The 25,929-nt window shown below is 64.4% G+C and carries 21 protein-coding genes; 12 read left to right on the forward strand and 9 right to left on the reverse strand.

From position 1 onward, the window contains the following. The first annotated feature begins 18 nt into the window (after positions 1-18). The 4 genes from ABEL04_RS03280 (at position 19) to ABEL04_RS03295 (ending at position 5,711) form a co-directional block, all read left to right on the forward strand. A complete protein-coding gene (locus ABEL04_RS03280; protein WP_375800954.1) occupies positions 19-3,297 on the forward strand; it encodes a lamin tail domain-containing protein in 3,279 nt (1,092 codons plus the stop codon). 70 nt (positions 3,298-3,367) lie between these two features. After that, a complete protein-coding gene (locus tag ABEL04_RS03285; protein WP_375800955.1) occupies positions 3,368-3,817 on the forward strand; it encodes a hypothetical protein in 450 nt (149 codons plus the stop codon). Between the two features lie 86 nt (positions 3,818-3,903). Next, positions 3,904-4,752 (forward strand): hypothetical protein, encoded by an 849-nt coding sequence (locus ABEL04_RS03290; RefSeq protein WP_375800956.1) that lies wholly within the window; start codon positions 3,904-3,906, stop codon positions 4,750-4,752. Between the two features lie 110 nt (positions 4,753-4,862). After that, the gene (locus tag ABEL04_RS03295; RefSeq protein ID WP_375800957.1) at positions 4,863-5,711 is read left to right on the forward strand and encodes a TIGR02757 family protein; all 849 of its coding nucleotides are present in this window, start codon (positions 4,863-4,865) and stop codon (positions 5,709-5,711) included. Here ABEL04_RS03295 and ABEL04_RS03300 read toward each other — a convergent pair. The 4 genes from ABEL04_RS03300 to hrcA all read right to left on the reverse strand — a co-directional run bounded on the left by ABEL04_RS03300 (position 5,636) and on the right by hrcA (position 9,485). Then, the gene (locus ABEL04_RS03300) at positions 5,636-6,262 is read right to left on the reverse strand and encodes a flavin reductase family protein (RefSeq protein WP_375800958.1); all 627 of its coding nucleotides are present in this window, start codon (positions 6,260-6,262) and stop codon (positions 5,636-5,638) included. The genes ABEL04_RS03295 and ABEL04_RS03300 overlap by 76 nt on opposite strands. Positions 6,263-6,344: 82 nt before the next feature. Beyond that, the gene (dnaJ, locus tag ABEL04_RS03305) at positions 6,345-7,508 is read right to left on the reverse strand and encodes a molecular chaperone DnaJ (RefSeq protein WP_375800959.1); all 1,164 of its coding nucleotides are present in this window, start codon (positions 7,506-7,508) and stop codon (positions 6,345-6,347) included. Positions 7,509-7,600: 92 nt separating this feature from the next. Next, a complete protein-coding gene (locus ABEL04_RS03310; protein WP_375800960.1) occupies positions 7,601-8,278 on the reverse strand; it encodes a nucleotide exchange factor GrpE in 678 nt (225 codons plus the stop codon). A 118-nt stretch (positions 8,279-8,396) separates the two neighbouring features. After that, positions 8,397-9,485, reverse strand: coding sequence for a heat-inducible transcriptional repressor HrcA (hrcA, locus tag ABEL04_RS03315; protein ID WP_375800961.1), 1,089 nt, complete (start codon positions 9,483-9,485; stop codon positions 8,397-8,399). Between the two features lie 334 nt (positions 9,486-9,819). Here hrcA and sppA point away from each other — a divergent pair, with 334 nt between their 5' ends. Further along, positions 9,820-11,628, forward strand: a complete 1,809-nt coding sequence (gene sppA, locus ABEL04_RS03320; RefSeq protein WP_375800962.1) for a signal peptide peptidase SppA — start codon at positions 9,820-9,822, stop codon at positions 11,626-11,628. 106 nt (positions 11,629-11,734) lie between these two features. Here sppA and gpmI read toward each other — a convergent pair whose 3' ends face one another. After that, entirely contained in the window at positions 11,735-13,309 is a 1,575-nt protein-coding gene (gene gpmI, locus ABEL04_RS03325) for a 2,3-bisphosphoglycerate-independent phosphoglycerate mutase (RefSeq protein ID WP_375800963.1), read from the reverse strand. Positions 13,310-13,408: 99 nt separating this feature from the next. After that, positions 13,409-14,257, reverse strand: coding sequence for an endonuclease III (gene nth / locus ABEL04_RS03330; protein WP_375800964.1), 849 nt, complete (start codon positions 14,255-14,257; stop codon positions 13,409-13,411). A 106-nt stretch (positions 14,258-14,363) separates the two neighbouring features. On the opposite strand from nth, the gene ABEL04_RS03335 reads away from it, so the two are divergent. Beyond that, on the forward strand, positions 14,364-15,593 hold the full coding sequence (locus tag ABEL04_RS03335; protein WP_375800965.1) for a DUF4105 domain-containing protein: 1,230 nt from the start codon (positions 14,364-14,366) through the stop codon (positions 15,591-15,593). 114 nt (positions 15,594-15,707) lie between these two features. Here ABEL04_RS03335 and ABEL04_RS03340 read toward each other — a convergent pair whose 3' ends face one another. The 3 genes from ABEL04_RS03340 to ABEL04_RS03350 all read right to left on the reverse strand — a co-directional run bounded on the left by ABEL04_RS03340 (position 15,708) and on the right by ABEL04_RS03350 (position 18,425). Then, positions 15,708-16,157: a hypothetical protein gene (locus ABEL04_RS03340; RefSeq protein WP_375800966.1), complete on the reverse strand. Its 450-nt coding sequence runs from the start codon at positions 16,155-16,157 to the stop codon at positions 15,708-15,710. 126 nt (positions 16,158-16,283) lie between these two features. Beyond that, the gene (gene icd, locus ABEL04_RS03345) at positions 16,284-17,540 is read right to left on the reverse strand and encodes an isocitrate dehydrogenase (NADP(+)) (RefSeq protein ID WP_375800967.1); all 1,257 of its coding nucleotides are present in this window, start codon (positions 17,538-17,540) and stop codon (positions 16,284-16,286) included. Between the two features lie 132 nt (positions 17,541-17,672). Then, entirely contained in the window at positions 17,673-18,425 is a 753-nt protein-coding gene (locus ABEL04_RS03350) for a polyprenol monophosphomannose synthase (RefSeq protein WP_375800968.1), read from the reverse strand. A 326-nt stretch (positions 18,426-18,751) separates the two neighbouring features. Here ABEL04_RS03350 and pdhA point away from each other — a divergent pair, with 326 nt between their 5' ends. The 6 genes from pdhA (at position 18,752) to hisS (ending at position 25,884) form a co-directional block, all read left to right on the forward strand. Then, complete coding sequence (gene pdhA, locus ABEL04_RS03355; protein WP_375800969.1) at positions 18,752-20,173, forward strand: pyruvate dehydrogenase (acetyl-transferring) E1 component subunit alpha; 1,422 nt, start codon at positions 18,752-18,754, stop codon at positions 20,171-20,173. A gap of 94 nt (positions 20,174-20,267) precedes the next feature. Continuing rightward, positions 20,268-21,251, forward strand: a complete 984-nt coding sequence (locus tag ABEL04_RS03360) for a pyruvate dehydrogenase complex E1 component subunit beta (RefSeq protein ID WP_375800970.1) — start codon at positions 20,268-20,270, stop codon at positions 21,249-21,251. A gap of 89 nt (positions 21,252-21,340) precedes the next feature. Further along, on the forward strand, positions 21,341-22,732 hold the full coding sequence (locus ABEL04_RS03365) for a pyruvate dehydrogenase complex dihydrolipoamide acetyltransferase (protein WP_375800971.1): 1,392 nt from the start codon (positions 21,341-21,343) through the stop codon (positions 22,730-22,732). A 217-nt stretch (positions 22,733-22,949) separates the two neighbouring features. After that, positions 22,950-23,777, forward strand: coding sequence for a metallophosphoesterase family protein (locus ABEL04_RS03370; RefSeq protein ID WP_375800972.1), 828 nt, complete (start codon positions 22,950-22,952; stop codon positions 23,775-23,777). 263 nt (positions 23,778-24,040) lie between these two features. Continuing rightward, complete coding sequence (locus tag ABEL04_RS03375; protein ID WP_375800973.1) at positions 24,041-24,526, forward strand: PTS sugar transporter subunit IIA; 486 nt, start codon at positions 24,041-24,043, stop codon at positions 24,524-24,526. Between the two features lie 50 nt (positions 24,527-24,576). Continuing rightward, complete coding sequence (gene hisS, locus ABEL04_RS03380; RefSeq protein WP_375800974.1) at positions 24,577-25,884, forward strand: histidine--tRNA ligase; 1,308 nt, start codon at positions 24,577-24,579, stop codon at positions 25,882-25,884. Positions 25,885-25,929: the final 45 nt, after the last annotated feature.

Here is a 25,929-nt window from a genome sequence, read left to right on the forward strand (position 1 = left end):
CTTACGCTCCCCTCTGCCATGACGCCTGCATCCTGTCTCCGACCGCGCGCTGTGTATCTGCCGTCGCTTCCCTGGGCACTCGGGCTCCTGGCCGTGTGCCTGCTGGCCGCCGCACCGCGGGGGGCAGTGGGGCAGACGACGATCTTCAACGAGCCCTTCGACAACGACAATAAGTTCACCGTCACGGAGGGGATGCTTGCACTGAATAATGATGCGGAATATTTCATCCTGGCACAGAACGCGAACCCCGATATCGAGAAGGAATACGATGGCGCGGGCACAAATTTCCTGGCCGGACAGAATATGGACGCCGTGGGCAGCGATCCGGCAGAAATTGAATGGACTGGAATTGACATCTCCGGGGAAACTGGTCTCGAATTTACGGGAGGGTTCGGCGAAGTTCTTGATGGCTCCGGCGACATTGACGAGTCCGATTTTCTCCGCGTGCAGTATCAGATTGACGGAGGCGGCTACCAGACCTTAATCGAATTCCGAGGCGACTCGAACGGTGAGTTTGCCGTGGATACAGACTTGGACGGGACCGGCGATGGTCAATCCATCAGTAGCTCCAATGGATCGTTGGTCAGCTTCACGAGGAATATTTCCGGCACCGGAAGCACCCTCGACCTTCGATTTAAGGCATCAGTGAATGCCGACGATGAGGACTTTGCCGTGGACGACTTCGAGGTCACTTCTTCACCGGCGGTGCAATTCACTGCAAGTAGTGGGTCCGTGAGCGAAGCCGACGGGTCCACCGTTCTCACCGTTGAAATCCTCAATCCGGACGGCAACTCGGTTGACGTGGACGTGGCGTTTGACACCGGAAACAGTGATGCCACACAGAGCGATTTCACCAGCAACTTTCCCAACTCAACGACGACCACGACGGTCTCCTTTCCGTCCAGCGCGAGCGATGGGGATACCCGAACCGTTTCGCTGGACTTCGACGATGATGAAAGCGAAGGCAAGGAAACGGCACTCTTCGATCTCCAGGACCTGAGTACGCCTGGAAACGCCACAATTGGCGCGCCCTCTGAGTTCGATCTGACGATTAAGGACGCGGTAAGCGACCACAGCGACGAGGTGTTGATATCGGAAGTGATGCCCGATCCGGACGCAGTTTCCGATGGGGACGGGGAATACATCGAGCTCTACAACACTACCACGAGTGAGATTGACCTTGGTACGAGCGGATGGACTCTCGACGTGGATGGAGATACGGATGAGATTCCCGCCACGATTCCGCCTCGGGGATTCCTGGTGCTTTGCGAAAACCCGACCGCCTCGGAAAATGGAGGAATTAAAAATTGTGATGTCGACTACGTCAATGGTATCTCGCTCAACAACAGCGGTTCAGTGATCAAACTGCTGGATGGAGGTGGCAATCAGGTCGATCTCATAGACTACGGAGGCACCGACTATCCCAACGTGCCAACTGGCGCATCGCTCGTCTTTACGGGCACGACTGCAAACAACGACGGAAACAACTGGACCGAAACCTCCCGCCGCGAACGCGGCTACGCCCAAGATCAGACCGGCGACGACGGCTCCCCCGGCCGCAACGGCACGGGGCAAACCCTCCAGCCCACCACGGAGATCACCGGCGGGGCCGGGTGGCGCATGCTCTCGGCTCCAATGAGCGGCGTCACGCCCGAAGACCTCGCCGATGTCAGTCTCGTGCAGGGCATCAGTGGGCTGCCGTTCAGCGGAGCAGCATCCAATCTCTACCGGTGGCCCGGCGGCCCCGACAATCAAAGCACCAACTGGACCAAACCCTCATCGGCCACGACCGATCTCACAGGCAGCGGTAGGGGGTACATCTTTTATGTCTTTGGCACCGCGGAGACGGATCGCACCGACACACCGCCCTTCACGCTCAGCGTGCCCGGCACGCCGCGCACCTCGACGGTCAGCACGAGTTCATTAGGAGATGGGTTTCACCTGCTCGGCAATCCCTACGCTCAGTCGATTGACCCCGCAAGCGTTGATTTTGGCGGACAGGGCTTCCAGACGACGGTGCAGATCTACGACCCGAGCGCAGGCGGATACAAGGATATCACGACGCCCTACACGGCCGACGATTTCATCGGTCCCTACCAAGGCTTCTTCGTAGAGCGAACCAGTTCGGGGAATACCGACCTCGTGTTCAATGCTGACGACCGCGTCGCCGACCCGATTTCGCTGAAAAGCACCGAGGGCGCGCCCCCACGCATCGAATTCCAGCTCGTCGGCCGGGACGGAGAGGGCTCGGCACTCACGCGGGACGAGGCGCTCACGCTCCATGCCCCGGAGGGCGCCACGGCCGACTGGGACGTGCATGACGCCTCGAAGCTGACGCCCCTCTCGGGCCGCTATGCCACGGCAGCGTTCCGCGACACGACCGATGGCGAGGCGCGCTTGCAGTCGGTGATGTCTGTCCCCTCCACCCTGCCGGACGAGGGCGTCGAGGTGCCTGTGTCCCTTCAGCTGCAAGGCACCGACCCGGTCGAAACGTTCCGGCTGTCCTGGCCCACCTGGAAGAATGTGCCGGACGACTGGAAGGTCACGCTCCACGACACCGCCATCGACTCCACGATCAATCTCCGACGGCAGTCGTCCTATGCCTTCACGCTGTCGACCTCGAAGGCTCAATCGGTGCCGCCCCCCCGCTCCCCTCTCGAGCTTCCGGCCCAGATTCGGGCAAAAGCGCAGTCTGGGAATTCACGGTTCACGCTTCGGCTCAACCAGGGTACCATTCCGGTAGAGCTCACTCGACTCCACGCCACTGTCTCCGACGAGACCGCCCGTCTTGCGTGGACTACCGCCAGCGAGACAAACAACGCGGGCTTCCACGTCGAGCACCGCGGACCCGGCGCCAAGGACTTCGCATCCACTGGATTTGTCGAGGGGGCCGGCACCACCGACCAGCCGCAGCAGTACCGCTTCCGCACCGACCCACTCGACCCGGGGCGCCACGTCTTTCGCCTGCGGCAGGTGGACCTGGACGGCACCGCGACCCGCAGCGATACCGTGGCAGTGCGGGTTCGTCTCGCGACGGTCGCAGAGGTGGAGGTGGCCCCAAACCCGGTGCGCACCCGTGCCACCGTGTCGCTCCGCGTGCGGGCCGAGCAAGAAGTGGAGGTGGCCCTCTACGATGTGCTCGGGCGGCGGGTGCGCACCGTCCACGAGGGCCCGCTGACGCCAGGGCGCACCCACACGTTCCGGGTGGACGCGGGCGGGCTCTCCAGTGGGCTCTATCTGCTCCGTGCGGACGGGGAGCAGTTCCGGAGGACCCGTCGCGTCACCGTGGTGCGGTAGCTGGGCACTGTCACAGGCGAGAACACGATCGCCCTTCGCGTTCTCCCCATGCACCAGCCCACACGTTCCCATGACCGATTCACACACCCTCGTAGGGAAGCATACCCTCGCGGTCGCCATCGTTCTCGGATCGATCGGTCTGCTGCTGGGAGCCGGCGCGCCCGCGGTGGCCCAGGATCGAGGACGGACTGCTCCGTCGGGGCGTTCGACCACGCCCCAGCACGGGGTCGGCTCAGCGGGACAGAAGGGAGGAGCCGACCGCTCGGTCTCTGAGGCCCCGGGCACAGAGCTTCCGCCGGCCGCGCGCCCGGCCGACCCGCCGTCCTCGCTTGGGCGGTCACCAGGCGGCGCGGTCCCGTCGGGCGGAAGGGCACAGACGAATAGTGGGCCGAACATGCCGGGGGACCCAGCTCAGGCTCCTCTCGGTGGGGCCGAGTGGCTCGTGGCGGCGGGCGCGGCTTACGCCCTCAACCGGCTGCGGAAGAAGGGCTCTACGAAGGCCGACGACGAAGAGGAGTAAGCGCACCTTTCCGTACCGGAAGTAGTCCCATTCTCGATTGCTGATAGGCTCACCTCGATACTCGCCCAACACGTCGTGTCCGGCCCATGAATCCTTCGTCGCCGTACGGTCCAGACCGCAGCCTGCCTCTCGCCATTGGGATAATCACTGGGGTCCTCCTCATCTGTGCAGGGGGCGTCTACGTCGTGTCGTCCCTGCCGGTCGGGACAGGCGGAGGCGGTGGGGGCATCGTCGGAGCACGCGGGCACGCTCCCGCGCCGTCCGGGTACGCCGCGGAGGGGACTCGTAGCCGGGGCGGCTCCTCACCGATTGCGGGTGGGGGCGTACCGGCGTGGACCGGGCTGGATCGCCCGTCTGCACCCACCGAGCCGTTCGCCCCGGTGCCGCAGGGCAGCTACGACATCAATCCGGACCTCGGCCACGCGGAGCTCAGGTCCCCATCGGCATCGGCGCCACCGGGCAGTGGGGCAGCGGGCCGTGGGACGTCAGGCGGTGCGGTCCTTCCTGACGCGGGCAGCCCGGGCGGCGGTCCTGTCGGAGGGGGGCCGAAGACTGAATCCGCGCCTACGACCCCCGACCTGAGCGGGGGGCCTTCTGGCAGGGCGGCGGTTGAGGGAGACGCGCCGCAATGGCGGTCAGAGGCGCGGGCGCTGGCGAGCCGGAGCCGCGCGCTGAGCGGAGAGATTGCCCGACTGAACCGCGAAGAGGCCGCCGCGGGGAACGCCCAGCGAGAGCGCGCAGAGCAGCCGTCGGGGGATGGGTCAACTGCGTCCGGTGGCGGGCAGGCACAGTCCAGCACGCCGGGCACGCCCAATCCGCCCGACCAGGTGCCGCTCGGCGGGGCCGAGTGGCTCGCGGCGGCGGGGGCGGCCTACGCGCTCAACCGCCTGCGGGAGAAGGACGGGGACGAGGGGGACTCCGAGGACGACGCCTGACCATTTCGCCCGTGGGAGACGGCGCGCAGCGCCGGGATCCGGAACGTCCCACCGGGCTTCTCGTCCGGTATGCCGCGCTGTCTCCGCACAAGGCCTGAGTGGCGGTTCCTGTGGCTTCTCTCGACGACCTTCGCGCGTACCTCGACACGCTCGTCGACCGGCATGAATGCCCCGCCTTCATCGACGACGATCCCATCTCCATCCCCCACGCGTTCGACGACCCGCGCGATCAGGAAGTCATCGGGCTGTACGCCGCGCTCCTGGCCTGGGGACGGCGCGACGTGATGCTCCGCAAGCTCGAGGAGCTGTGCGAGCGCATGGACTATGCCCCGTACCGCTTCGTGCGGACGTTTGACCCCGACCGGGACGCCTCCGCGCTCGACGGTTTCGTCCACCGCACCTTCCAGCCCACGGACGCGATCTGGCTGACGGCGAACCTTGGCACCGCGCTCGACCGCTACGAGACCATGGAGGGTCTGTTCGAAGCGCACCGTCCCGACGCGGCGGCGGAGGACGAGAGCTCCGTGGCGACGATGCTCCAGGGCGTGAGCACCACCCTCCTCACGATCGACGACGAGACGCCCCAGCGCCTGCGGAAGCACTTGGCGCGGCCGGAGGCCGGAAGTGCCTGCAAGCGCCTCAACATGTATCTGCGCTGGATGGTGCGGCCCGGACCGGTGGACCTCAACCTGTGGTCCATCTTGGACCCCTCAGAGCTGATGCTTCCGGTGGACGTGCACGTGGGACGGCAGGCTCGGGCCCTCGGACTGCTGGAGCGGAAAAGCAACGACTGGACGGCCGTCCGCCGCCTGACGGCCATTTGTCGACACCTCTGCGCGCCGGACCCCGCCCGATACGACTTTGCCTTCTTCGGCATCGGCGTTCAGGACGAGTCGCTCGATGCACGGTTCACAGGCGCCAACCGGGTGGATCGAAGCTCACTCCCGACGCCCCGATAGCTGCTCTTATAGTACAGCACACTTCCCTGGTCTGGGCGCTCCTCGACCTCCACGACCCGTCCGATGTAGAGTACGTGGTCTCCGGCGGGGAGGGAGTCGTGTGGGGTGCAGTAGAACACGGCCGATCCCCCCTCAAGGATGGGCGTTCCGTGGGCGTCGCGGACGTGCGGGACCGATTCGAACTGTTCAGGACCGCTGAGATCGGGCACCGCAAACTGCTTTGCCAGGTGGGCCTGTCCCTCACCCAGTACGTGCACGGCGAACCGTTCACAGTGCTTCATCACGTTGAACATCTGCGACTGGCGCCCCACGTTAAAGCTCACGAGGGGCGGCTCCAACGCGACGCTCGAGAAGGACCCAATCGTGATGCCGCGAGCCTCCGTTCGACCCTGCGCCGTAACAACGACCACAGGCGACGGCACCCGCCGCATCAGCGTGCGAAATGTGCTTGGCTCCGCGGATTCGGCCATCGTAGAGAACGCCCATTGCATGTCAACCGGGTGGAGGGACGGCGGATCCACCGACAAGGGGAGGGCGGGCGCCGCGTCCATCCAAAGGAAAAATTCCTCGCTTTAAATGGAGAGGCCCTGCCGCCGTTCGTGGTGAGGCTCATCCGTTACGAGATGATCGCCGTCAGGAGAAGACGTCGGACACGCGACGGAAGAAGGACTTCTCCGAGCCCTCGTCGGTCGATTGAGGCTGGAAGTGCTCGCGGTCGCGCAGCCGCTCGAGGAGTTCCCTTTCCTCATCCGACAGCTTCTGGGGCGTCCAGACATGCACACGAATCATTTGGTCGCCGCGACCGCTCCCCTCGAGGTCCGGAAGGCCCCGGTTGCGCATCCGCAAAATCTTGCCGGCCTGCACGCCGGGATCTACCTCCAGCCGGGCCCAGCCCTCGAGCGTCGGGACTTCTACCTCGGTGCCCAGTGCAGCGTCGGGGAAGGAGAGATGGAGGTCGTAGTACAGGTCAAGCCCATCTCGTTCGAAGTGCTCGTGGGGCTGCTCCTCAATCTGGATGCGGAGGTCACCGGATGGACCGCCGCGGAGACCCGCGTTGCCGGCGTCGGAAATGGTCAGGTAGTTCCCCTCCATGACCCCCGGGGGCACGTTGACCGAAATTGTCTCCTCGCCCTGCACGCGGCCCTCCCCGCCGCATTGGTCGCAGAGGTTTTCGATGATGCGACCACCGCCCTCGCACCGCGGGCACGTCTGCACGTTTACCATCTGGCCAAAGACCGAGCGGGTGACCTGGCGGATTTCGCCCGTCCCGTCGCACTTGGGACACATGACAAAGTTTTCCCCCGTTAGACCGCCCTCGGCGCCGGTGCCGTCGCAGGCCTCACACTCCAGGTGCTTCTGGAGCTTGAGGTTCTTTTCCGTGCCCTCCGCAATCTCCTCGAGCGTCAAGGGAAGAGACACCCGGAGGTCGCTCCCTGGACGCCCCCGCCGACGGTCCGAACGGTCACGTCCACGGCCGCCGCGCCCCGCGCGGCCTCCAAAGATGTCGTTGAAGGCGTCGAAAATGTCCTCGATGTCATGGAAGCCCCGACCTCGTCCACGCTGACCGGCCCCCTCGTCGAGGCCCGCATGGCCAAACTGATCGTAGCGCCGCCGTTTCTCTGAGTCCGACAGAACTTCGTACGCCTCGGACGCCTCTTTGAATTTCTGCTCGGCCTCCGGATCGTCGGGATTCCGGTCCGGATGATACTCCATCGCCTTTTTCCGGTAGGCCTTCTTAATCTCCTTCTCGGAGGCATCCTCGTCGACCCCAAGGATGTCGTAGTAATCGCGCGGCATGTAGGAGAGGGATCAGTTCAGAAGAGAGTGGCTTCGGGGTCCGCATCGGTGGGGACGGACGAAAGGCCCAGGGAGGGACCACAGAGACCGACTTACGGTTCGGGCTCGTCGCCAGACGAGTTGTCCGCTTCGGGTTCGGCGGCCACGACGACGCGGCTGTGGCGAATCACGCGGTCGCCCATCGTGTATCCCTTCCGAATCTCCTGCAGCACCGTGCCGGGATCGGCCTCCTCGGAGGGCTGCCGCATCATCGCTTCGTGGAGCTGTTCGTCAAACGGCTCGCCCTCGGCCTCGATGGGCTCCACGCCGAGGGATTGAAGCTCGTCACGGAATTTGCTGAAGACCATCTCGACGCCCCCCTTCAGAGACTCGTAGGCCGACTCGGCGTCCTCGGCGTTCTCCAGGTCGCGGGTCGCCTCCATCGATCGCTCAAAGTCATCGAGCACTTCGAGCATTGCTTCGATGACAGACCGCTTTCCGGCTTCGTAGCGGCGCTCCTTCTCCCGCTCCATCCGGCGTCGATAGTTTTCAAGCTCCGCGGCCTTCCGGAGCAGGCGATCGTTGAGCTCGTCTCGTTCCTCTTTGAGCTGGTCAATTTCCTCCTCGAGAACCTCGATCTCATCGCGCTGTTCAGTCGCCCCATTCTCGGTGCCGGATGTCTCCTCAGAGACCGGTGTCTCCGCCGCATCGGGGTCCTGCGCACCAGTTTCCTCAGGGGCCTGGGACGAGTCGTTCGTCATCTGGGAACTGTCGGTCTGGTCTGTGTTCACGGTCGAATGAGAGGTTCGTGCAGGGAAAGGGAGGGGGGCGACGAACGGGGCAAGGGAGAGGAACCGGGGGACACTGGGTCCGCAGGGACGGACCGCAGGCAGGAACGGGCCGGGACGACTACGACGGAAGGGACGGATCCTCGAGGGAGGGACCATCATCCGAGGGCCGATTCACGGCCGACGCCATCTTTTCGACAAGGGCCACGGCACGGCCGTAGTCCATGCGCTTCGGACCGATCACCCCGAGCGAGCCGACCGTGCTCCCGAGCCGGTAGGGCGACATCACGATCGAATAGGCGTCCATCTCCTCCTCGTCGGTTTCGCTTCCGATGCGGACAATGGCCTGACCAACGGCCTCGGGATTGGCTTCAAACAGGTTTTCGAGAACCTGAACGATGCGATCCTCGTCTTCGATGGTCTCGATCAGGTGGCGGATGTCATCCGGCTCCTGGAATTCGGGCTGAGCAAGAATGTTCTGCGTGCCGTCAAACTGCAGGCGACCTTCATCTGGCTCGCTGAAGAGAAGGGTTGACTCGTCGATGACGAGCTGAACCAGTCCGGTCTCGTCGGGGAGGTCACGAAGCCGCTCCTCGTAGGTGTCGCGGATTTCACGCAGCGTCAGTCCCGCGAGCCGTTCGTTGAGGAGGGACACCACTCGGTCAATCTTGGACCGGGGCGGAAGAGACTCCGTCTCGATGACGACGGTCTTTACGACGCCCCCCTCAATACTCAGCACAAACATGAGGCGCGACCTCGACAGCGGGACGATGTCGAGCCGCTCCAACACGCCGCTCGAGAGGCGAGGGCTGAGGGCGATGCCGAGCAGGTTCGTGAGCTTGCTCAGCAGGCGCGTGCTTTCGCTCAAGAGCTCGTCGGTGTCGCTGACGAGGCGAGCAAGCTTCACCTTGAGGACCTCCTTCTCAACGTCGGACAGCTCCGGGGTGTCCATGAGCTCGTCCACGAAGGTGCGATAGCCAAGCTGCGTAGGAATCCGGCCGGCAGAAGTGTACGGATGGTCCAGATAGCCCATGTCCTCCAAGTCGGCCATCGTGTTGCGGATGGTGGCCGGACTCAAATCAACGTTCTTTTCCTTCGCCAGGGAGCGGGACCCCACCGGCCCCGCCGTGTCGACAAACTGCTCGACGACGAGCCGAAGGATGTTGCGCTCGCGCTGACTAAGGGATGGACGATCGTCGTTGTGCTCCACGGAGTTTGCGGCAGTCGGTGAAACGTACCACTCACTTCGGTGCCCAAGCCTTCATGAGGATTGGCCTTCCGCCGAGACGCCGCTGGCGGCCCGGGGTAACTCGTCCTCACCGCCACTGCACAAGACACCGACGAATCCCCGAAGCGCGCCGGTCTGGACGGAGCGGGGAAGGCGCTATTTATTATAACTACTTGAGAACCAACTTTGGGGTTCCTCTCGGTGCGGGTCGAGCCCAAAGAGGAAACGGGGATTTTCCTCTCCGTATAAGATGCCGTGCAGTACCTGTGTTGTTGCGTTGCCTTCACTACCAAATTTTCAGTCCGCCTCCTCGTCCATGCGCTTTCTTTCTACCCTCGCCGCCAGCGTCCTCGGGACCCTGCTTGCGCTCGGCCTCATTATTTTCTTCTTCGTGTTCTTCTTTTTTGCCGTCTCGCTGTCCGCCGACCAGGCGCCGACCGTGCAGTCCGGATCGGTCCTCACGGTCCCCCTCCAGGGGGCCATCCCGGAGCGCTCGGCCGACTCCCCCTTCCAGCAAGCGTTCGGCGATGGGGCCGCCTACGACCTGCGCGACCTTCAGACATCGCTCCGGAAGGCCGCCGCGGACGAGCGCATCGAGGCGGTGTGGCTTCGGCTGAAGGGCGTATCCGCTGCTGGGTGGGCCACGCTAGAGGAGGTACGCCAGGCCGTCGTGGAGGCCCGGGAAGACGGACTTCCGGTGATTGCCTCCAGCGACGAGTTTGGCATGACCGAGAAGGGGTATTTCGTCGCGAGCGCCGCCGACAGCGTCTTTACCGCCCCTCAGTCCTCGTTCGAGTACAATGGATTTGCCAACACCCTCGCCTTTTTCGAGGGCGCCCTCGAAAAGCTCAAGGTAGAGCCGCAGATCGTCCGGGCGGGCAAATACAAAAGCGCCGTGGAGCCCTTCCTGCGGTCGGACCTTTCGGAGCCGAACCGCAGGCAGCTCACGGCCTACATGGAGACGGTGAACACCCGATTCTTGTCAACGATTGCTGAGGCCCGGGAGCAGCCGGTCGATTCGCTCCGTCGCCTCGCCTCCGAGAACGCGTTCCTCGACGCCTCCGTGGCAGCACGGAGAGGGCTGATTGATGGACTCCGCTACGAGGGGGAGGTTCGAGCGTCGCTTCGCACGATCGCAGACCGCCCCGTCGAGAACGATTTGTCTACGGTGTCCTTGGGAGAATACAGCAGTGTTTCGGCGGAGTCGGCCGGGATCTCGTACACGGGGACGGGACGGGTCGACATCGTGTATGCCGAGGGGCAGATTGTCGTTGGGGAGACCGACGACCAGGCCCCCTTTTCCGGCCCGCAGATGCTCGGCTCCACGGACCTGACGGAAGCGCTAGAGACAGCGCGGACGAGCGAATCCACAGAAGCAGTCGTCCTGCGGATCAACTCGCCGGGCGGGAGCGCCGCCGCGTCCGAAACGATGTGGCGGGCCGTGCAGCGCACCGCCGCGGAGAAGCCTGTGATCGTGTCGATGGGCGACGTGGCTGCGTCGGGGGGCTACTACATCGCCGCCGCGGCCGACTCGATCGTCGCTGATCCGACGACCACAACGGGATCGATCGGTGTGTTCGGCCTCTCGTTCAATGCGAAGCAGTTCTTCAACGACAAGCTTGGCATCACCTACGACGGCGTTCGCACCAGTCCCTACGCCGACCTGTCCTCTGCAGTCAAGCCTTTGAGCTCGAACGAGCGCCGTCTTCTCGGCCGCTCCATCGACCGTGTCTACGACACCTTTCTTCAACGCGTGGCGTCCGGCCGCGGCATGGACGTCTCGGCCGTGAACGAGGTGGCTCAGGGACGCGTGTGGTCGGGGCGTGACGCGGTGGGCGCCGGGCTCGTGGACACGACTGGGACACTGCGGGACGCCATTGCGATGGCGGGCGCGGAGGCCGGTCTCGGCGACGGGCCGTACCGAACGCGCGTCCTGCCCCGCCCAACGACGTTCCTCGAACGCTTCACGAAGCAGTTCGCCGCACAGGCGCGCCAGGTGTGGCGCTCCATTACCATGAACCCCCTGGAGCGCAAGCTGTGGCGGCAGAAACAGATGCTCGATCGCCTGATGGGGGCGCACGGCACCGTGCAGGCCCGGCTCCCCTACGAGCTGACCATCGAGTAGAGTCCCACCGTGTCGGGGACCCCACGACGGGCCGCTGGGAAGCCCCGCTCCCTTGATCTGTGGAGATCGTCGGAGAGAGGAGAAGGGGAACGGGGAGGAAGCGGCACTACTGTGCAGACACGGCCTGCGTGGCAGGGACCAACACCTCGCCCTCCATCGCCTCGGGAATGGTCTCCCCGAGAAGCGCCAGAATCGTGGGGGCCACGTCGCCCAGCTTGCCGTCCTGCACGGGGCCCTCAAGGTCGTCCTTGAGGATGATGTGCGGGACGAGGGCCGTGGTGTGAGCCGTGTGCGGAGAGCCGTCCGGGTTTTCCATCTTGTCGGCGTTGCCGTGGTCGGCGATGATGCTGACGGAGTAGCCGTGCTCCCGGGCGGTCTCCACGACCCGCTGAGCGCCCCGGTCCACCGCCTCGCACGCCGCTACGGCCGCGTTGAAGTCGCCCGTGTGGCCGACCATGTCGGGGTTCGCAAAGTTGAGGACGACGAGGTTGTAGTCGTTGTCTGTGAGTGACCGGCTCACTTGCTCGGTCACCTCCGGTGCGCTCATCTCGGGCTGGCGGTCGTAGGTATCCACCTTCGGGGAGGGAACCAGAATGCGGTCCTCGCCCTCAAACGGGTCTTCCCGCCCGCCGCTGAAGAAGTACGTGACGTGGGCGTACTTTTCTGTCTCGGCGGCCCGGAGCTGCCGCCCGCCCCGCTCGCTGATGATCTCCCCGAGCGTGCCCTCCAGGTTGAGCGTGTCGAACGCGACCGGCAGGTCGAACTCCTCGTCGTAGGGCGACATCATCACGAATGCCAGGTCGTCGAGCCGCTCTCGATCGAAGCCCTCGAAGTCGCCCTCGGTGAAGGCGCGGGTGAGCTGCCGGGCGCGGTCGGAGCGGAAGTTGTAGAAGATCACGGCGTCGCCATCCTCGACGCGGGTCCCGTGCTCGCCGAACGCGGTTTCATCCGCCCCCTCGATGCGGCGGGGCTCCACAAACTCGTCCGTGACGTCCTCCTCATAGCTCGCCTCCAGCGCCTCGACCGGGTCGTCAAAGACGGAGCCTTCTCCCTCCGTGAGCAGCCGGTACGCCCGTTCGGTGCGATCCCACCGCTCGTCCCGATCCATGGCGTAGTAGCGGCCCACGATGGAGACGAGACGTCCAACGCCGATCTCGGCGGCCCTCTCCTGGAACTGCCGCACGTAGTCGACGCCGCCGTGCGGATCGGTGTCGCGACCGTCGGTAAAGGCGTGGACGTTTACCTGGGCGGGATCGAGGCCCTCGCGCCGGGCCAGCTCCAGCAGGCCGTACAGGTGATGGAGATGGCTGTGCACGCCCCCGTCGGAGAAGCAGCCCATCAGGTGCAACTTCTGATCGCCCTCCTTGGCGTGTCGGGCCGCCCCGACCAGCGCCTCGTTCTCGAAGAAGGACCCGTCCTCGATGGCCCTCGAGATGCGGAGGATCTCTTGGTGGACGATGCGGCCCGCTCCCAGGTTCATGTGGCCGACCTCCGAGTTGCCCATCTGCCCCTCGGGCAGCCCCACGGCCTGCCCCGATGCCTCAAGCGTGGCGTGCGGATGGTCGTCGAAGAGGCCGTCTACGAAGGGAGTGTCCGCCTTTTCGACGGCGCTCACCGACGGGTCCTCGGCGAGGCCCCACCCGTCCAGAATCAGGAGAAGGTGTCGCTGGGTCGAATCCATGATTTGGGATCGTTGCGGTGGCAGTTGTGTGAGGGGATCGCGGCGTGCCGAGGGATCTGTCCCGGCTGGTCGGGGGAACCGTCGGGGCGCACGGACGCCCTACCCGTTCACTCGGTAGTCTTTCACTTGCTTGGTGGGAGTGCCCGATTTGGTGCGGAAGACCTGCATCGAGCCGCAGTGCGGACAAGCGGTCTGCTCGATGTCGTACCGATCCACGTGGACGTCGGGGGTATCGAAGTAGTGGTCGCTGGTTTTGCAGTAGTAGCGCCCCTTCGACGAGTTCAGGCCGTCAATCGGATCCGGCAGTTTCTGGAGGCGATCGTAGTGCTTGCAGACCGAGGGGAGCGGGCAGTCGTCGCACTGCGGCGTGCGGGCCTTGCAGGTGTACCGGCCGTGCAAGATGAGAAGGTGATGCGCCTCCCCCCAGTCCTCCTTCGGAAGAATCCGCCGGAGCTGACGCTCCACCTTTCGGGGCGTGGTAGCGTCCTCCTTCACGAGCCCGATGCGGTTGGCCACCCGAAAGACGTGGGTGTCGACTGGCAGGGCGTCGGCGTTGTGGGCGACCTGAGCCACCACCTGGGCGGTCTTGCGCCCGACACCCTTCAGGGTCTGCAGTTCATCGACGGTAGAGGGCACCTGGCCGTCGTACCGCTCAACGATTTGCCGGGCCATCTCGGCCAGGTAGCCGGACTTGTTGTTGGGAAAGGTAATGGACTGGATGTAGGGGTAGATGTCATCGGGCGTCGCCTCGGCGAGGTCCTCGACCGTCGGGTAGGCTTCGAAGAGGTCAGGGGTAGCCTCGTTGACGCGATCGTCGGTGCACTGGGCCGACAAAATGACGGCGACGAGCAGCTGGTACGGGGTGTCGTACTCGAGCTCGGTGGTTGGGCGGTCGATCCGCTCGCGGAGGTTCTCGAGGACAAATTCGGCGCGGTCGGTTCGGCCCACAGCGGTGGCGGGACTGGTTCGCGAGGAGTCAAGCGTCCGTTGAACCCGCCTGGGGGGCGAACGTTCGAAGCGAGAGCAATTTGCTCTGCGCTTCATGCCGGCCCCAATGCCATATTCCACGTCGTTCCGATGCGTCCTCGTCCTCGTTTTGCTGGGCAGCGTAACATGGGGGGGCGCCGTCCCCAGTGCGGCCCAGCCGGCGCGCCTCTCGCCGAAATCGGAGGTGTCGATGGTCACCATTCTGCCCGGCGATCCGGTGTACTCGATGTTCGGCCACAGCGCCCTTCGAGTGCACGATCCCGTGCTCGGCATCGACCGACTGTACAACTACGGCACCTTCGATTTCAGCGACCCCCTCTTTATCCTGAAGTTTGCGTACGGCCACCTACGGTACTTCCTAAGCGTAGCCCCCTACGACGCCGCGCTGCGGGCCTACGAGCAGCAGCGGCGACCCGTGATTGAGCAGCAGCTCGACCTGACCCGTAAGCAGCGAACGGCGCTCTTTCAAGTTCTCCGGGTCAACGCCCAGCCCGAAAACCGCTACTATCAGTACGTCTTTTTCTTCGATAACTGCTCCACGCGGGTACGGGACGCCCTGAAGAAGGCCCTGGGCGATGCTGTTCAATTTTCGGGCCGTCCCGCTCCGGGCAAAACGTTCCGGCACCTCCTGGACCCCTACGCCAACAGCCTGCCGCTCGTGGACCTGAGTTTCGATCTCGCTCTCGGCATGCCGGCCGATCGGCAGGTTACGGCCCGTGAGGCGCATTTTCTTCCGGAGTATCTCTTCAAGGCCTTCAGCCACGCCACCATTCACACCCGCGATACAACCCGCGCGCTGGTGGCCCGCACAGACACGGTGCGGTGGATTGAGGGCTACGACGCGACTCCCTCGGCGTTCGACTGGCCCCTCGCCGCGGGATGGATCGTTCTCGTTCTCACACTCGGGTGGACGGGGCGGCAGGCGATGGCCGGTCGACGGCCCGGGACGTACGGCGATGCGCTATTGCTCGCCGGCGTGGGCCTGACCGGCCTGCTCGTGTGCTTCCTCTGGTTTGTGTCCACCTACGAGGTCACGGAGCACAACTGGAATCTGCTCTGGGCATGGCCCACGCACCTGATTGCGGCCGCTGTGCTGCTGTGGCGGCCGTCGGCGACGGGGCTTCGCACGTATATGGCTGCCACGGCCGTGGTGACGATCGTCGTGGCTGGGGGCTGGGCGTGGTGGCCGCAGGACCTTCACGCAGCGGTCTTCCCGGTCGTGCTGGCGGTGGGGGTGCGGGCCGGATGGCGGGCAATTGGGGCGGTACCGCACGAGATTGCCAGACGTGAAGCGTGAACCGTTCCGACCGAACGGACTGGTGCCCATCCCGCACCGCAGGGCGTGACCGAGGGACTTCTTCGAGAAATGGCGCGAACCCTTTCGGCGGGACAGACCGGTGAGTCGGAGGGATCAATTCTGCCGCGCCTGCACCAGTTCGTAGCTCCGCGGCGGGGCAGGGGTGCCATCCACGACATAAACGCGGAGCGAACCGTCCTCGTCGGCCATGACGACGACGGCTGTCTCGTTCGGGTCGTACGACTGGAAGCGGGTGTCGAGCCACTCGGTAGGGAGGCGGTCTGCCTGGTAGTCCATCCACCCGCCACTGTCCGGGCTGTAGAGCAGCTTGTGGGTGCCAATGCTCTCGTGGATGGGACTGGCGGCCGGGTCACGCTGCGTCACTACGACCGCGCCGATGCCGTGGCGCTTGAAGCCGAGATACGACGCCGCGGCCACGTCCATCCAGTGGTCCGTGAGGAAGTCGTGGTGGGTGTCCGTCTTCGGGTCGTTGGTCGGCTGGTCCTCGGGCGCCCGGACCGTCACCATGTGGCCGTTCTCGTCGATGAGGGTGGTGCGTCGCATGCGTCGCGGGCAGTCTGGAAGAGAAGCTTGGTGGAATCCACATGGGAGGTGACATCGCAGGTTTCTCGCCGGCACCACCCAGAGAAAAATGTTGCAGCGTTTCAACGATAGCCGTTCTGTCACCGATTAACCCATGTTCTCCACGACCGCCTGGCCAAACTCACTGCATTTGAGCAGCTCCGCGTCCTCCAGGTTGCGCTCAAAGTCGTAGGTCACCCGCTTCTGACCGATCGTTGTCTCCAGGGCATCGAGGATCACGTCGGAGGCCTCGTCCCAGCCCATGTACTCGAACATCAGCCGGCCCGACAGAATCAGCGCCGATGGATTGACCTTGTCCTGCCCGGCGTACTTGTTCGCGGAGCCGTGGACCGGCTCGGCCAGGCAGGCGGCGTTGCCGAAGTTGGCACCCGGGGCCACGCCGAGCCCGCCGATCTGTGCACCGCAGGCATCGGACAGGTAGTCGCCATTCAAGTTTGGCATCGCCAGCACGTCGTACTGGTCGGTCCGCGTCTGAATCTGCTGGAGCATGTTGTCGGCAATCCGGTCATTGACGACGACTGCATCCTCGGGGGGCTCCCCGTCGCGCTCCTCCCAGAGGGTGTCCTCGGTAATCACCTCGTCGCCGTACTCCTCGCGGGCCACCTCGTAGCCCCAGTCGCGGAAGGCGCCTTCCGTGAACTTCATGATGTTGCCTTTGTGCACGAGCGTCACAAACTGGTGCCGGTCGTTCTCCAGGGCGTAGTCAATGGCCTCGCGGACCAGCCGCTTGGTGCCGAACTCGGTAACCGGCTTAATCCCGATGCCCACCGGGCCGTCGTGGATCGTCTCGTCGAAGCCCATCTGATCCTCGACGAACGCCCGGACCTGTTCGGCTCCCTCGGTCTCAGCCTCCCACTCGATGCCCGCGTAGACGTCCTCCGTGTTCTCCCGGAACGTGACCATGTCCATTTGCTCCGGGTTCTTCATCGGGGAGGGAACGCCGTCGATGTAGTAGGTGGGGCGCACGTTGGCGTAGAGGTCAAGCTTCTGGCGGAGGGCCACGTTCAGCGACCGGAAGCCAGCGCCGACGGGCGTGGTCAGGGGCCCCTTGATGGCCACACGGTGGTCGCGGATTGTCTCGACGGTCTCCTCGGGGAGAAGCTCGCCGGTCTGTTCCTCGGCCTTCTCGCCGGCCAGCACTTCCGTCCACTCGATCGCCCGCTCGCCGTCGTAGGCCGTCTCGACGGCGGCGTCGAAGACCGGTCGGGCCGCGGCCCAGACGTCGGATCCGACCCCGTCGCCCTCAATGAAGGGGATGATAGGAGTGTCGGGAATCTGGAGGGTGCCGTCCTCCACTGTGATGCGTTCGCCGGAGGACGGAGACGGTGCGTCGTCGGTGCTCATGGTCGGGTCGGTTGATCGGGGAGACAAGGTGAAGAGACGACAATGCCTGACAGAAATGTCCGTCACGTCAACCTAAGACGTGGCGGACTTCCTCTCTATTAGGAAACCGAAAAGACAGCGAACCCGCCGCACTCACAGGCGATTCAGGAGGCTTCGAATTCGCAGTTCCCAGACCTTCAGGGCTGCTTCGAGGACGATGTCCCTGCTCATCTTCGATTCCCCCTCGGTGCGCTCGGTGAACACAACGGGAATCTCCTTGATGCGGAAGCCTGCTCGCCAGGTGCGGTAGTGCATCTCCACCTGAAAGGCATAGCCGTCGGAGTTGACGTGGCCGAGCGGAAGGGCCTCAAGCACGCGGCGGTGGAAGCATTTGAAGCCCGCCGTGACGTCGAGGATCGGCAGGCGGGTGATGGTGCGCGTGTAGATGCCGGCACTGTAGGAGAGGACGAGCCGTGAAAGCGGCCAGTTGATGACGCGGACGCCGTCGACGTACCGCGATCCGATGGCGAGGTCGACCTCGTCGTCGCGTACCGGCTCGATGAGGCGCGGGAGGTCGTCGGGATCGTGGGACCGGTCGGCGTCCATCTCGCAGATGTACGTATAGTCCTGCGAAAGCGCGTACCGGAAGCCGCGCAAGTAGGCCGTGCCCAGGCCTAGCTTGCCACTTCGCTCGATCAGGTGCACCCGCTCGGGGGCGTCCTCCATGGCCGAGCGCACGATCGCGGCCGTCCCGTCGGACGAGTTGTCGTCCACGACGAGGATGGAGATGGGGATTGGCAGGTTCTGCACCCGCTCGAGGACGGGGCCAATGTTGTCGGCCTCGTTGTACGTGGGAATGATGACGAGCGCGTCGGTGGGGGCGTTCTGGAAAGTGGACTCGGACACCGATTGGGGATTACGGTCCAGGGGAAGAGAAAAACGAGAGGGTTGGTTGTCAGGCCCAAATGCTCCTAGCGAAGATGCGTGGCAAGAACTTATCGGTCCAGCGCGCTGTGTCCAGCGCGCTTCGAGATTTTAATAAAAAACGAGTTCCGCCGGGGAGGTGGAGGGTGAAACCGAGAAATGAGATCGGGATACAAAGGCGTGACCAAATTGCTTCTTTGGCCCAAATCGCTGATTTTTGCGCTGCATACGGCGTACACAAATTCCCACCATGGAGAGCGGTACCTGCTCACGTTCCGTATCCCCTCACCCACCCCTCTACGCACGTCATGGCTGACGACACCTCAGCCCCCAATCCGAACTCCGGATCGAATGGGAGCCTCGACGACAAAACTGGTCTTCCTGAAGATTTTCCGCATGCATCGCAGCTAGAACAGGCCGGGATCACAAGCCTTGCCGAGCTCCGGGAGATTGACTCGTTCGAGGAGCTGAGCGGGATCGGGCCGGCTTACGCGGAGGACATCGAGAATGCCCTCAAGGAGCTTGAGTTTGCGGGGGCGGACGCGGACGTTGCGACCGCCAATGGTGCGTCGAGCGAAGCCTCAACGACTGAGAAGCGTCCCAGCCCCCTTTCCGGAAATGGAGAAGCCGAAGAGGCCATTGGGGGGGCCGCAACCCGGCAGCCCCTTAGCATCCCGGAGGGCCCCCTGGAGGAAACGGTGTCGTTCGACACCTACCCGGCCGACGCATACGGACACGAGGAGCTGGGCTTTGAGGATGAGGAGGTGCTCGACCTGCTCCGCAGCATGCTGCTGCAGCGGCGCTTCGAGAATCGGTGTCGCCAGATGTACCAGCGGCAAAAGATCTCGGGGTTCCTCCACCTCTACATCGGCCAGGAGGCAGTCTCTACAGGCAGCGTCCAGGCCGTTGACATCGGGGAGGACTCGATCATCACCGCCTATCGCGACCACGGCATGGGCCTGGCGATGGGCATGACCGCTGAGGAGTGCATGGCCGAGCTCTTCGGCAAAAAGACGGGCTGCTCGAAGGGGAAGGGCGGCTCGATGCACTTCTTCGACCACGAGAAGAAGATGATGGGCGGGCACGCCATCGTGGGGGCGCACCTGCCCCTCGGGGCCGGCATTGCGTTTGCCCACAAGTACCGGGGCGACGACAACGTTTGTCTCTGCTTCTTCGGCGATGGGGGCATGCACCAGGGTGCGTTCCGCGAGGCTTGCAACCTGGCCGGGATCTACGAGTTGCCCATCGTGTTCGTCTGCGAAAACAACCAGTACGCGATGGGCACGGCCGTGGACCGGGCCTTTAGCAAGCCCGACTTGTTCAAGCACGGCTACAACTTCGACTTTCCCTCCTCGCTGGCCAGTGGCATGGACGTGTTCAGCGTCAACAAGGCCGTGCAGGACCACGTCCAGAACTACGCCCGGCACGACCAACCGTCGCTTCTGGAGGTGCGCACGTACCGCTACCAGGGGCACTCCATTACCGACCCGGCCGAATATCGGGGCGATCACGAGTTGGAGGACCGCCAGAGCCAAGATGCCATCAACCGCCTCCAGGACTACATCATTCAACACGACATCGCTAGTGAGGAGGACATCGGGGCCATCGACGACGAGGCCAAGCAGACGGTGAAAGATGCCATCGCCGCCGCGGACGATGCGTCGTTCCCGGACGCCGACGCAATCTACGACGACCTGTACGTTCAGGAAGATTACCCCTTCATCGCCTGAGCAATGGCGATTTTCGAGTGTCGAATTTCGAATTGCTCCTTCGGCACTCTTCTCCGCACATTCGACGTTCGCACTCCGAAACTCGACACTGAATATGGCTACGCTGGAATTCCGCACGGCGCTCCGAGAGGCGATGACCGAAGAAATGGAACGCGACCACGACATCTTCCTCATCGGGGAGGAAGTGGCCGAGTACGATGGTGCCTACAAGGTGAGCAAGGGGATGCTCGACCAGTTCGGCCACGGGCGCGTCATCGACACCCCCATCAGCGAGCTTGGCTTTGCGGGCCTTGGCATTGGGGCGGCCATGAGCGGCCTCCGGCCTATCATCGAATTTATGACGTTCAACTTCTCGTTCGTCGCCTTCGATCAGGTCGTTAACAACGCCCCCAACATCCGGTACATGTCGGGTGGCCAGTTTGACCTCCCCATCGTTTTTCGCGGGCCCAACGGCGCGGCGGGCCAGCTCGGCGCCACCCACTCCAACTCCACGGAGGCCCTCTACTCAAATTTTCCCGGTCTGAAGGTGGTCGCGCCCTCGGTTCCGGACGACGGGAAAGGCCTGCTCAAAAGCGCCATCCGTGACGATGACCCGGTCGTCTTCCTCGAGAGTGAACTGATGTATGGCATGCAGCGGGAGGTGAGTGAAGAGGACAATTACACGATCCCGCTCGGTGAGGCCCGCGTGGCGCGGGAGGGCGACGACGTGACGATCGTGGCGCACAGCAAGAGCTACCACATCGCCATGGACGCCGCCGAAGAGCTCAAGGAACAGGGCTACGACGCCGAGGTCATCGACCCGCGCACCATCAAGCCGCTCGACATCGACACGATCGTCAGGTCGGTGATGAAGACCAATCGCCTGGTCGTCGTTGATGAGAGCAACCCTTTCACGAGCGTGGCCTCGGAGATTACCCACCAGGTGCAAGACCGCGCCTTCGACTACCTCGACGCACCCATCCTGCGTGTGACGGCCCCCGACACCCCCGCGCCCTACGCGCCAAACCTGATGGACGAGTACATGCCGGGCGTCGACGAGACGGTCGACAAGTGCCTCCGCGTCCTCTACGCACAGTGATGAATTGCGAGTGTCGAGTTTCGGGTTGGAGTTCGGCACTCTGGGCAACTCGCCTTCGACATCCGCACTTCGAACTTCGACATTGACCTATGGCTAACGCGATTGAGATGCCCAAGCTGAGCGACACCATGGAGGAAGGGGTGCTGTCCGCCTGGCTGGTGGACGAGGGGGACGAGGTGTCCTCGGGGGACGTGCTCGCACAGGTTGAGACGGACAAAGCCACGATGGACCTGGAGGCCTTCGACGAGGGGGTGTTGCTCAGGAAAGTAATCGACGAGGGCGACACGGTCCCCATCGGCGAGCTCATCGCCGTGATCGGGGAGGAGGGGGAGGACATTTCCAGTCTGGTCGGCGACGGCGAGGGCGACGGGGCTGCGACGGCGGACCCCGAGGCCGAACCGGAACCGGTGGAGCCCGAAGACCCGGCCGGTGAGCCCGAACCCGAGCCGGTGGAGGCTGCCCCTGAACCCGAGGTAGAGCCCGAGCCGACGGGGGATGGGCAACTGCGGGAGCGAGAGCCGGAACCTGTCCCTGCCGGTACCGACGCTGAAGGCCGCCGCATCAAGGCGTCTCCCCTGGCCCGCCGCATTGCGCAGGAGCACGACGTGGACCTGGAACGCGTTGAAGGGTCGGGGCCGGAAGGTCGCATCGTGCGCCGCGACGTGGAGGCCTACATCGAGGAGCGCGAAGCCGTGCCCGAGCCTGAGCCGGTTCCCGAGCCCGAACCCGCCCCAGAACCGGCGGTTGCCGAGGAGCCCACCTACGCGATACCGGACGAGGAGGCCGCGTACGAGTCGGAGGACATCTCGCAGATGCGGAAAACGATTGCCCGCCGCCTCGCCGAGAGCAAGTACTCGGCCCCTCACTACTACCTTACGGTCGACATCGACGTGGAGAAAGCCGTCGAGCTCCGTGAGGATCTCAACGAGCTGGCCGAGGAGCAGGGGCGCACGAAGATTTCCTTCAACGACCTCATCACGAAGGCCTGCGCCCTCTCGCTGCACGACCACCCGTACGTGAACGCCGCCTACCGCCCCGACGAGGGCGAAATCCACAAGCACAATCGCGTACACATCGGCATTGCCGTCGCCATCGATGAGGGCCTCATCACACCCGTCGTGCGGGACGCGGACCGGAAGGGGCTCTCCCAGATCGCACAAGAGACCAGAGATCTTGCCGAGCGGGCCCGCAACCGCGACCTGGAGCCGGAGGAGTTTGAGGGCGCAACCTTCACCACCAGCAACCTCGGCATGTTCGGCATCGAAGAGTTCACGGCCATCATCAACCCCCCCAACTCGGCAATCCTGGCCATCGGTGAGATCCGCGAGACGCCCGTCGTGGAGGAGGGCGAGGTGGTGCCCGGCACGCGTATGAAGGTGACTCTGTCCTGCGACCACCGCGTCGTGGATGGGGCGAAAGGGGCCCAGTTCCTCGACACCGTGAAGTCCTATCTGGAAGAGCCGATGAATTTACTGCTTTAGGATCGTGCCTTGTGCATGGTGCCGAGTCTTTGCAGACATCACCCGCGAGTTTCAGAGGAGGCGTGATGCGGGACTCGTAATGCGTAATGGTTTCCCCCTCTGCAGTCGGTACCTCACGCATCACGTTTCACGAATCATTTTTTCATTCTGGAGGCCGCTTGCTGTGCGCGCCAGCACACTCACGAAAAGGGGCTGATTCCGTCAGGGAGCCGCTCCCATGACCATTGCTCACATCTCGGATCTCCACTTTGGGCGTATCGCGCATCCCCGGGTCGTATCGACTCTGGTGGATGAACTCAACGAGGAAGATGCCGATCTCGTCGCGCTAAGTGGTGACCTGACACAGCGCGCCCAGCCCGCCGAGTACGAGTCGGCGCGGGCCATGCTCGACGCCCTAGAGCCTCCCGTCCTCGTCGTCCCGGGCAACCATGACGTTTATCCGTGGTGGCGGCCCTTCAAGCGGCTCCGGATGCCTCTGGAGCGGTACAAGCGGTACGTTACCGACGACCTCGCTCCCACCTTTGAGACCAACGAGGTCGCCGTGCTCGGGCTTACCTCCGCCCACGGAGCCACGATCAAAGGGGGGCGCTTCGGCGCCGCCGACCGGAACGCGCTCCGCGACTACTTTCGGGACGTGCCTGCGGAGCGTTTCAGGGTGCTCGTGGTGCACCACCAGTTGCATCCGACTGCCATCGGGCCCATCAGCCCGCATCCCGTGGCGCAGCAGGCTCAGAAAACGCTCGACGCGGCCACCGAGGCCGGCGTGGACCTCATCCTGTGCGGACACCTCCACATTCCCGCCATCACCCCGCTCGACATTATCCCTGGTGAACACCGGATCGTGATCGCGAGTGCCGGAACCACCACCAGCAATCGGTACCGACAACCCACCGGACCGATTAACTTCTACAACGTTGTCACCGTCGAGCCCGACGCCTTTTCCGTGGAAGAGCGCCGCTTCGTGCCCGACGACGATCACTTCGTTCGCGACAGCGTCACGCGCTTCGACCGCACCATCGGGGCGCCCCGTCATGATGGCTGCTGAGGAGCCGGAGAGAACCCGGTGTCTCCGCTTCGTGTCGCGCCGCGTGCCCTCCCCGCCTGCACTCTCCACCGCAGAACTCGGGGGCGAAGGGATCAGGGAAAGAGCAGCGACGAGGACGCGGCCGCCGACCGTGCCGGAGCCGAGGAACTTTGCTGCTTTTTTTCCCGGCCGTCGAACACGTGAAATTGACCTGGCGTTGCCCTATTTTGCAAGCGCTATTGTGCAGTCGGCCCGCCGTTCTGCTCACCGACCCGGTTGTGTGCATGCCGACGACCCAGACCACTGAGGTCAATCAACTCCTCGATCCTGAACACGTCCGCATCAGGCTGCCCGGCACCTCGAAGTCAGAGCTCATCGATGCCCTGGTGGACGTGCTTGCCGGCGACGAGGCCATCGATAATCTGGAGGCAGTTCGACGGGCCATTTTTGAGCGGGAGGAGAAGATGTCGACCGGTGTAGGAAAGGGCCTCGGCCTCCCCCATGCCAAAACCCCTGCGGCCACCGAAACCGTCGCCGCCTTCGCCACGACCGGGGAGCCGGTCGACTTCGGGGCCGTCGATGACGTGCCGGTCCGCCTGCTGCTGCTTCTCGTGGGGCCGGAAGAGCACAAGTCGCAGCACGTCAAGATTCTGGGCCGCATCTCGCGCCTCATAAGCCGCGACGCACTGCGGGACCGCCTCGTAGCGGCTGAGTCGCCAGAGACTGTCATCGAAACCTTCCAGGAGGGAGAGCGGGAGCTTCGAGACTAGCCCCGCCCCGCTCCCCACCGCCACCGCACCGTTCATCACCGTTCCAGCCCGTGAGCACCTCGTATCAGAACATTAGGGGGACCTTCGACATCCTGCCGGACGCCTACACCGACGACGGCGGCACCCGCATTGCGAGCAGCGCGGAGTGGCGCCATGTGGAGGCGACCATCCGCGACGTGATGCGCCGACACAACTTCGAGGAGATCCGCACGCCCATCCTGGAGCCGACCGAACTCGTGGCGCGGGGCGTGGGGGAGTCGACCGACATCGTGCAGAAGGAGATGTTTGCCTTCGAGCGCAAGGACACGCAGTACGTCCTCCGGCCCGAGATTACGGCGCCGGTCGTGCGCTCCTTCCTCCAGCACCACCTCGACCAGCGCGGCGGGGTGCAGAAGCTGTTCTACATCGGCCCCTGCTTCCGCGCCGAGAAGCCGCAGAAGGGCCGCTACCGCCAGTTCCACCAGTTCGGCATCGAAATCCTGGGCGCCGACGAGGCGCGCGCCGACGCCGAAACCATCGCCGTCCTGATGGCCATCTGCGAGGCCCTGGGGCTCTCCGATCTCCATCTCCGCCTCAACACGCTGGGGACGCCGGAGCGGCGGGAGGAATACATCGCCGCCCTGCAGGACTACCTGGCGCCCTACGCCGACGAGCTGTCGGAGACGAGTCGCCGCCGCCTCGACCGCAACCCGCTGCGCATCCTCGACACGAAGGTGGAGCACGAGCAGGAGATCCTCCGGGACGCGCCGCAGCTCATCGACTTCGTCGGCGACGAGAGCCTCGCCCACTACGAGGAGGTCAAGGGCTTGCTCGCCGATCTGGAGATCGAGTACGAGGAGGATCCGCACCTCGTGCGCGGGCTCGACTACTACACGGAAACCACCTTTGAGCTCGAAAGTCCGGGCCTCGGCGCGCAGAGCGCACTCGCCGGGGGCGGCCGCTACGACCGGCTGGCCGAGGTGCTGGGGAGTGACGAGCCGGTGCCGGCGATTGGCTTTGCGGCGGGGATGGAGCGGCTCTTCCTGGCGCTCGACGACGCGGACGCGGAGCGCCCGGCCCCGCCCGAGCCCGACGTGTTCATCGCGGCGCTGGGGGACGAGGCGGAGCGGTGGGTCTTTCGCACGTCGCAGGACCTGCGCGACGCCGGGCTGCACGTGGCCCACGACCTGATGGGCCGCTCGCTGAAGGCGCAGATGAAGGAGGCCAACCGCCAAAACGCCCCGTACGCGGTGATCATCGGGGGGAACGAGCTGGACGCCGAGACCGCAACGGTGAAGGAAATGGAGAGCGGCGAGCAGGTAGACGTGCCGTTCGACGGATTGGCAGAACACCTCCGCGAGCGCGTCGAAAACCCGTGACTGGCGCACTCCAGTGACGGGAAGGCGCGGTCCAGACGTCCGACC

Source organism: Salinibacter sp. (assembly GCF_042218895.1).
Lineage (GTDB): Bacteria > Bacteroidota > Rhodothermia > Rhodothermales > Salinibacteraceae > Salinibacter.